We start from the raw sequence: 8,419 nt of genomic DNA, 5'->3' as shown, positions 1-8,419 counted from the left end.
GGGTAGGGGCGGCGGGGGCGAATCCAATCCTGCCGGAACCGTTGACGTGTACAGGTCGCCTACCTATCTTCTGGTCGAAGTTACGCACGTTGTTCCATATATCGAACAGCGACGTGATCGCCAAGAAGGGGAACCCGCCGTGTTCCGTACCAGGTACCTACTGACCCTCGCAGCAGCCCTGCTGACGCTGCTCGCCGCGACGGCCACCCACCCCACCGCCGCCGCGGAGGGCAGGCCGTACACGAACCCCGTCAAGGCGCAGAAGGGCGCCGACCCCTGGCTGGAGTACTACAACGGCAACTACTACCTGGTCACCACCTCGTTCACCGGCGTACTGACCATGCGCAAGTCACCCACCCTCGCCGGACTCGCCGCGGCGCCCAGCGTCCAGGTGTGGAGTGACACCACCGCCACCCGCAACACCAACTTCTGGGCGCCGGAACTGCACTTACTGGGCGGCCGCTGGTACCTGTACTACTCCGCGGGGCAGAGCGGCGTCGCCTGTTGCGACTCCCAGCGCACCTACGTCCTGGAGAGCGCCGGCACCGACCCGATGGGCCCGTACAGTTTCAAGAACCAGCTCACCGGCTCCAATCTCACGCCCGGCGGCTGGCTCATCGACGCCAGTGTGCTGAAGCAGGGCAGCAGCCTGTATCTCGTCGGCAGCGGGTTCGTCGGCGGAAGCACGCAGAGCCTGGTCATCGCGCCCATGAGCAACCCGTACACGCTCAGCAGTTCCACCTTCGGTGTCATCTCCAGTCCGACGCTGAGCTGGGAGACCCAGGGCAGTCCGGTCAACGAGGGGCCGGAGCCGCTGTATCGCAACGGGCGGACGTTCCTCACCTACTCCGCCAGCTCCTGCCAGACCGCCGACTACAAGCTCGGCCAGCTCGAACTCACGGGCAGCAACCCGCTTCTGGCGTCCTCCTGGACGAAGAAGCAGACCCCCGTCTTCCAGCGCAACGACGCGGCCGGTGTGTACGGGCCCGGCCACAACGGGTTCTTCACCTCGCCCGACGGCACCGAGAGCTGGATCGTCTACCACGGCAACAACTCCGCGAGCGGCGGCTGCGGCAACGGCCGTACCACCCGCGCCCAGAAGTTCACCTGGAACGCCGACGGCACACCGAACTTCGGTACCCCGGCCGCACTGGGCGCCACCCTCGCCGGCCCGGCCGGAGAGACCGCGGCGACCCCGACGGCGTACACCCTCGTCAACCGCAACAGCGGCAAGTGTCTGGACGTGGACGGTGGCGGTACCGCTGACGGCACCAACATCTTCCAGTGGACCTGCACCGGCGGCGCCAACCAGAAGTGGCGGATCGAGGATCTGGGCAACGACACCAGCCGTCTCGTCAACGTCGCCACCGGCAAGGTCATGGACACCGCCGACTGCTCCACCGCCGACGGCGCGGATCTGCGGCAGTGGTCCTGGCTGAACAACAACTGCCAGAAGTTCCGCCTCGTGTACACCGCCACCGGCGACTACACGCGGATCGTCAACGAGAGCACCGGCAAGGTCGCCGACGTCGCCGACTGCGGTACGGCGGACGGCGCGGACGTACGCCAGTGGACCTGGCTCAACAACACGTGCCAGCAGTGGCAGTTCAAGCCGACGACGTGAGCCCGGCGTCCGAGCCGCCACGCGAGCGAACCCATCCCGGGAGGGACACCGTGAGACGCACGATCGCAAAGGTGGTGACGGCCCTGTTCGTCATCCTGGCCGCACTGGCCTCCGGTATCGCCGAGGCCGCCGCCCCCGCCTCGCCCGCCGTCACCTACACCAACCCCGTCGCCGAACAGCGGGCCGACCCGCACATCTTCAAGCACACCGACGGCTACTACTACTTCACCGCGACCGTGCCCGCGTACGACAGGATCGTGATGCGGCGGGCCACCACCCTGCAGGGACTGTCCACGGCCGCCGAGACGACCATCTGGACCAAGCACGCCAGTGGTGACATGGGCGCGCACATCTGGGCGCCCGAGATCCACTACATCGGCGGCAAGTGGTACGTCTATTTCGCCGCCGGGTCGACCAGTGACATCTGGAAGATCAGGCCGTACGTCCTGGAGACCGGCGCGGCCAATCCGCTGACCGGGACCTGGACCGAGAAGGGCCGTATCGCCCTCCCGCTGGACACCTTCTCGCTCGACGCGACGACCTTCACCGTCGGCAGCACCCGTTATCTGAGCTGGGCGCAGAACGATCCGGCGGTCGGCGACGGCACCAACATCTACCTGGCCAGACTGTCCAACCCCTGGACCATCAGCGGCAGTCCGGTCATGATCTCCCGGCCCACCAACGCCTGGGAGAAGGTCGGGCACACCGTCAACGAGGGCCCGGCGGTCATCCAGCGCGGCGGCAAGGTCTTCATGACCTTCTCGGCGAGCGCCACCGACAGCAACTACTGCCTGGGCCTGCTGACCGCCTCCGCCTCCGCCGACCTGATGAACGCGGCCTCCTGGGTGAAGACGGCCGGCCCGGTCTTCACCAGCAACGCGGCCACCGGCCAGTACGGGCCGGGCCACAACACCTTCACCACGTCCGAGGACGGCAAGTCCGACGTCCTCGTCTACCACGACCGCAACTACAAGGACATCAGCGGCGACCCGCTCAACGACCCCAACCGGCGCACCCGCTACCAGAAGCTGTACTGGAACGCCGACGGCACACCCAACTTCGGCATCCCGGTGGCCGACGGTGTCACCCCGGTCCGCTTCTCCTCGTACAACTTCCCCGACCGGTTCATCCGGCACTGGGAGTACCGGGCGAAGATCGAGCCGAACGTCACCAACCTCGCCGACTCGCAGTTCCGCGTGGTGACCGGCCTCGCCGGTACCGGGACCGTCTCGCTCGAATCGGCGAACTTCCCCGGCTACTACCTCCGCCACCGCGGCAACGGCGAGGTGTGGGTGGACAGGAGCGACGGGAGTACGGCCTTCAAGGGCGACGCGAGTTTCTACCGGCGGGCCGGTCTGGCCGACGCGGCGGCGGGCGTCTCCTTCGAGTCGTACAACGTGGCGGGCAGTTACGTCCGGCACTACGAGTACCTGCTCGTCACACAGCCCGCCGACACGGCGACGGCCAGGGCGGACGCGACGTTCTACGCCGAGTGACGCACTGACGAACGGTTCGGCGCCGCCCGCTCCAGCACCGCCCGCATCAGTGTCGCGCGGTGAGGATGCTGAGCGCGTTGGCGGCGACGACCGCGCCGACGGCGGCCCACTCCACAGGACCCAGGTTCTGGCCCAGGACGACCCAGCCGACCAGTCCGGCCAGGACCGGGTTCACGCTCATGAAGAGACCGAAGGCCGCGGCGGGGACGCGGCGCAGGGTGAACATGTCCGCCAGGTACGGCACCGCGGAGGCGAGCACGCCCGCCGCGACGGCGTACCCCAGAGCCGTGGGGGTCGGCGGGTTCCGGAGTGCGAGGACGATGCCGACCGGCAGGAACATCAGCGCGGAGACGGCCGCCGCGGCGGCGGAGCCCTGCGCTCCGGGGACGCGGCGGCCCACCGTGCGGTTGAGCAGGATGTACGAGGCCCAGCAGCCCGCGGCGAGCAGCCCGAGGCCCATGCCGAGATAGTCCGCCGACGGCTGGGGGCGCATCAGGGTGACGACGCCCGCCGCGGCGACCAGCGCGCAGCAGGCGTCGATCCGCCGGCGCGCGGCGGACAGCGCGATGGCGAGCGGGCCGAGGAACTCCAGGGTCACCGCGAGACCGAGCCCGATGCGGTCGATGGCGGTGTAGAGGGACAGGTTCATCGTCCCGAACACCAGGGCCAGCAGCAGGACCGGCCACCACTGGTGCCGGGTGAACGAGCGCAGCGGCGGCCTGGCGACCGCGAACAGGGCGATCGCGGCCACGTACTGGCGCACCGCGACGACACCGAGGGGGCCGAGGACGGGGAAGGCCAGCGAACCGATCGCCGCGCCGGTCTGATTGGACAGACCACTGCCGAGGAGGGTGAGCAGCGCTGCCGTGCGCCCGCCCCCGGGCGCCGGAGTCGTGGGCGCCGCGGGCGCGTGCCGCGCGGTCGTCGGGGCGGGCGCGGACGTAGGCGAAGGCGCGGAGGCTGCGTACATGCTCCGATGCTGCGCCGGTCGCACGCATACGCAAAATGCATCAGCCGGTCGATCTATACGCTTGAGTCATGGATGTGGAACTGCGGCAGTTGCGCTGTCTCGTCGCGATCGTCGACGAGGGCGGCTTCACCGACGCGGCCATCGCCCTCGGTGTCTCCCAGGCGGCGGTGTCGCGCACCCTGGCATCGCTCGAACGCGCCCTGGAGGTACGGCTGTTGAGGCGCACCTCCAGGGAGGTGACCCCGACGGCGACGGGCCTGCGCGTGGTGGCGCACGCCCGGCGGGTACTCGGCGAGGTGGAGGGCCTGGTCCGGGAGGCCGCCTCGGGCCAGTCCTCGCTGCGGATCGGCTATGCCTGGTCGGCGCTCGGCCGCCACACGCTGGCCTTCCAGCGAGCCTGGGCGACCGCGCACCCCGCGACGGAACTGGAACTGGTCCGCGCCAACTCCGCGACCGCCGGGCTGGCCGAGGGCACGTGCGAACTGAGCGTCGTACGGCGGCCGTTGGACGAACGCCGCTTCGACTCGGTCATCGTCGGCCTGGAACGGCGGCTGTGCGCCATGGCCTCCGACGACCCGCTGGCCCGACGGCGTTCGGTCCGGCTGGCCGACCTCGCCGGACGCACCCTGCTCGTCGACCGGCGGACCGGGACCACCACGACGGAACTGTGGCCGCCGGACGCCCGCCCGGAGACCAGGGACTCCCACGACATCGACGACTGGCTGACCACGATCTCCACGGGCCGGTACGTGGGGATGACCGCGGAGTCGACCGCGCACCAGTATCCGCGGCCCGGGGTCGTGTACCGGCCGGTCCGGGACGCCGAGCCCATCGCGGTCCGCCTCGCCTGGTGGCGCGACGACCCGCACCCGGCGGCCCCGGCCGTGACCGAACTGCTCACGGCTCTCTACCGGGCGGGTTGAGCCGGCCGCGCCCCGTCAGGGGCGCGGGGAACTGCGCGACCAGCCCCCACGGCCCCGCAGCCGAAGACGAGACACCCCGCGGGACCCCGTCAGGGAGTGTCGCGGTGCAACGGGATCATCAGCGTGAACGTCGTCGCCCCCGGCCGGCTCCGCACGTCGATGGTGCCGCCGTGCGCCCGGACCAGGGAACGGGCCACCGCGAGGCCCAGCCCGCTGCCGCCGCGGTCCCGGCTGCGGGCCTTGTCGATGCGGAAGAAGCGGTCGAAGACGTGCTCCTGGTCGGCCGCCGGGATACCGGGACCGGAGTCGGTGACCCGCACGACGGCCGAGCCGGCGGCGACGGACACCTCCACGGAGACCTCGGTCCCGGTCGGGGTGTGCACGGCGGCGTTGGTGAGGAGGTTGTCGAGGACCTGCCGGACACGCAGGACGTCGACCCGCAGCCGCACCGGGCCGGGGCCCGCCGTGACGGTGAGGGGATGGTCCGCGTGGGTGGCCCGGAAGGCGTCCGCGGCCTGCCGTACCAGCTCCGCGAGGTCCGCGTCCTCCAGGCGCAGCGGCGCTTCCACCTCGGCGGCGTCGAGGCGGGCGAGGAGCAGCAGGTCGTCGAGGAGCACCCCCATCCGGGCGGCCTCGGCGCGCAGCCTGGCCAGGTGCTTGTCCCGTTCGCCGGGCTCGTTGGCCGCCGCGTACTGGAAGAGGTCCGCGTAACCGCGTACCGACATCAGGGGCGTACGCAGCTCGTGCGAGGCGTCCGCGACGAAGCGGCGCAGCCGCTGCTCGGCCTCCGTGCGGACGGCGAGGGAGTCGTCGATGTGCTCCAGCATGGTGTTGAAGGCGGTGCGCAGCTCCTCGACCTCCGGGCCGCCGTTGCCGCGGTCGGCGCGCACCGGCAGCCGGGCCGAGTCGGTGAAGTCGTGCGAGGTGATGCCGCGGGCGGTGTGCGCCATGTCGCTGAGCGGCTGCAGGCCCCGGCGCAGCACCGCGCGCCCGAACACCACGAGGCCGAGCAGCGCGAGGGCGAACGCGACGACCTGGACCGTGACGAGCTGGTCCATGGTGTCCTCGATGTCCTCCAGCGGCGCCGCGGTGACCAGGACGACACCCTGGCCGATCTTGCAGGCGCGCAGCCGGTACGCGCCCTCGTCCTCGATGCGCGTGGTGTGGGACATCTCCGTCGCCCTTGCCCGGGCCAGCGACTCGGCGAAGGAGGTCAGCTCGACGGTGTCCTTCGGCACGTCACTGGGCTTGCGCAGGACGGCCGAGTCGCCCGAGACGTCGTACACCGCGGTGTACCAGCCGTAGTAGGGCCGGCGCTCCACCGTGCCGTGCGCCTGGGCGTCCTTGGACTGGGTGGTCTGGACGAGCTTCATCTGGTCGTTGAGCTGGCGCTCCAGATAGTCCCGCATGTACGTGGACAGCGCGGTGCCGACCACGGCGAACACGACCAGCGAGAGCACACCCATGCCGAGCGCGAGCCGGGTGCCGAGGCGGAGCCTGCGATAGCTGTCGCGGAACCGGCCGATCACTCGGTGACCTGCCGGACGACGTGGCCGACGCCTTGCACGGTGGGCATCGGCCGCGGCCCGGCCCTGCCGGTGCCCTCGGTATCGCCGTGGTCGCCGTCGAGCGTGCGGCGCAGGCGGCCGATGACCGGCTCCACCACGTTCGAGCGGCCCCCGAAGAGGCCGGCGATGGGCGGATCGTCGTCCATGACCGACTCTCGTACCTTTTTCACGTGCCCATACTGCTTCATCCCGCTGCCTGGCCCATGGCCGAGGGCGCGCCGAGCCCGGATCGACAGGCACTTGAAAGCCCGGCGACAGGAGAACGACAGCTCGGTCCCGGCAGGCGCGGTCATCGGCGGTGCCCTCTCGACTGCCTTGCCCGTGCACGTGCCGGGGTGCGGCTCTGCGGGCCGCCTCGATCCGTCCCAACGTGGCCTGCGGTAGGGGGAGTTAGGGGTCGGAACCCGGTGCCGGGGCAGGGTGCGGGGTGCGACAGTGGTGCCTGCGGCCCGATGGGTGCCGTGGCGTGCTCATGTGACGCGGGTACGGGGAAGAGGCGGGATCAAATTGAACGTGCGGGCCGGTGTGGTGGCTGCCGTGCGGGGCCTGGGCCTGGCGCTGTTGTCGGTGCTCTGTTCGCTGGTGCTGTTCTGTCTGTCGATGGTCTCCCTCGCCCTGCTGCCGGTCGGAATGGGGTTGCTCACCACGCCGTGGCTGATACGCCGGGTGCGGGCCAACGCGGACCTGCGGCGGCGACTCGCCGGCCAGTGGTGCGGCGTGGACATCGATACGCCCTACCGGCCGGTGCCGCCGGTGGAGAACGGACTGGTCGGGCAGGTGCAGCGCTGCCGCTGGCTGCTGAAGGACCCGGCCACCTGGCGGGACCTGGCCTGGCTGATCGTCGACCCGATCGCGGGGTTCGCGCTGGGCATCCTCGCCCTGGGACTGGTGGGCTACGGGTTGCTGGGCCCCGTGCTGGCGGCCGGCCTGTGGCGGCCGCTGCGCGACGTGGGCTACTGGTACGGGTTCGTCCCGGTGGACGACCAGCTCAGCGCCCTGGCGGCGGCGGGTCTCGGAGTGGTGCTGATCGTGCTGGGGCTGCGCTACGACCCCGCGATCCTGCGCGTGCACGGGTTGCTCACCCGGGTGTTCCTCGCGCCCGACCGCGAACGTGTCCTCCAGATGCGTATCGAACGGCTCCAGAATTCCAGGGCGGACGCGGTGGACGTGTCCGCGGCCGAACTGCGCCGCATCGAGCGGGATCTGCACGACGGGGCGCAAGCCCGGCTGGTCGCGGTGGGGATGAGCCTCGGCACGATCGAGCATCTCCTGCGTACGAACCCGGAGAAGGCCGCGCAGCTGGTGGCGGAGACCCGCAGGTCCTCGGTGGAGGCGCTGGAGGAACTGCGGCAGCTGGTGCGGGGCATCCATCCGCCGGTGCTCGCCGAGCGGGGACTGGGGGACGCGGTGCGGGCGCTGGCACTGCGCAGCCCGGTGCGGTGCGAGGTCGGTATCGAGCCCATCGGGCGGATGGCCGCGCCGGTGGAGGCGGCCGCGTACTTCTCGGTGTCGGAGATGCTCACCAACGTGGCCAAGCACGCGCGAGCGGAACGCGTGTGGATCGACATGCGCCACGAGGAGGGGATGCTGCGGGTCACGGTGACCGACGACGGCAGGGGCGGCGCGGACCCGGCCGCGGGCAGCGGGCTGGCGGGCCTGGAGCGACGGCTCGGCGCCTTCGACGGAATCCTCGCCGTGCACAGCCCGGCGGGAGGTCCCACCACCGCCACCATCGAGTTGCCCTGCGAGGTGCTGACCCGACCGTCCTGACCGGGTCACCCGCCCCGGCCGGTGTTCCCTGTCCCGGCCGGGACTCACCGCCCGGGACAGGGAACACC

The 8,419-nt window shown here is 71.0% G+C and carries 7 protein-coding genes; 4 read left to right on the top strand and 3 right to left on the bottom strand.

The genetic code is table 11. The annotated features are described in order from the left end of the window. The first annotated feature begins 139 nt into the window (after positions 1–139). Together ACFVH5_RS42790 and ACFVH5_RS42785 are read left to right on the top strand one after the other, a co-directional pair. Positions 140–1,624, top strand: a complete 1,485-nt coding sequence (locus ACFVH5_RS42790) for a family 43 glycosylhydrolase (RefSeq protein WP_385839088.1) — start codon at positions 140–142, stop codon at positions 1,622–1,624. Positions 1,625–1,695: 71 nt separating this feature from the next. Next, positions 1,696–3,120, top strand: a complete 1,425-nt coding sequence (locus ACFVH5_RS42785; RefSeq protein ID WP_385839089.1) for a family 43 glycosylhydrolase — start codon at positions 1,696–1,698, stop codon at positions 3,118–3,120. Between the two features lie 46 nt (positions 3,121–3,166). Here ACFVH5_RS42785 and ACFVH5_RS42780 read toward each other — a convergent pair whose 3' ends face one another. Beyond that, positions 3,167–4,090, bottom strand: coding sequence for a DMT family transporter (locus ACFVH5_RS42780; RefSeq protein WP_385839087.1), 924 nt, complete (start codon positions 4,088–4,090; stop codon positions 3,167–3,169). Positions 4,091–4,158: 68 nt separating this feature from the next. On the opposite strand from ACFVH5_RS42780, the gene ACFVH5_RS42775 reads away from it, so the two are divergent. Beyond that, complete coding sequence (locus ACFVH5_RS42775) at positions 4,159–5,013, top strand: LysR family transcriptional regulator (protein WP_385839086.1); 855 nt, start codon at positions 4,159–4,161, stop codon at positions 5,011–5,013. 89 nt (positions 5,014–5,102) lie between these two features. Here the strand turns inward: ACFVH5_RS42775 and ACFVH5_RS42770 are convergent, their stop codons facing one another. Beyond that, the gene (locus ACFVH5_RS42770) at positions 5,103–6,542 is read right to left on the bottom strand and encodes a sensor histidine kinase (RefSeq protein ID WP_385839085.1); all 1,440 of its coding nucleotides are present in this window, start codon (positions 6,540–6,542) and stop codon (positions 5,103–5,105) included. Next, positions 6,539–6,751, bottom strand: a complete 213-nt coding sequence (locus ACFVH5_RS42765; protein ID WP_385839084.1) for a hypothetical protein — start codon at positions 6,749–6,751, stop codon at positions 6,539–6,541. Before ACFVH5_RS42765 ends, ACFVH5_RS42770 begins: the two co-directional genes overlap by 4 nt. A gap of 337 nt (positions 6,752–7,088) precedes the next feature. Between ACFVH5_RS42765 and ACFVH5_RS42760 the strand changes: the two genes are divergently transcribed. Further along, a complete protein-coding gene (locus tag ACFVH5_RS42760; protein WP_385839083.1) occupies positions 7,089–8,351 on the top strand; it encodes a sensor histidine kinase in 1,263 nt (420 codons plus the stop codon). Positions 8,352–8,419 lie beyond the last annotated feature (68 nt).

This window comes from Streptomyces sp. NPDC127119 (assembly GCF_042677425.1).
GTDB lineage: Bacteria > Actinomycetota > Actinomycetes > Streptomycetales > Streptomycetaceae > Streptomyces.
Note: the sequence above shows the minus strand (reverse complement) of the source record. Positions and strands in the feature narration are given on the sequence as shown.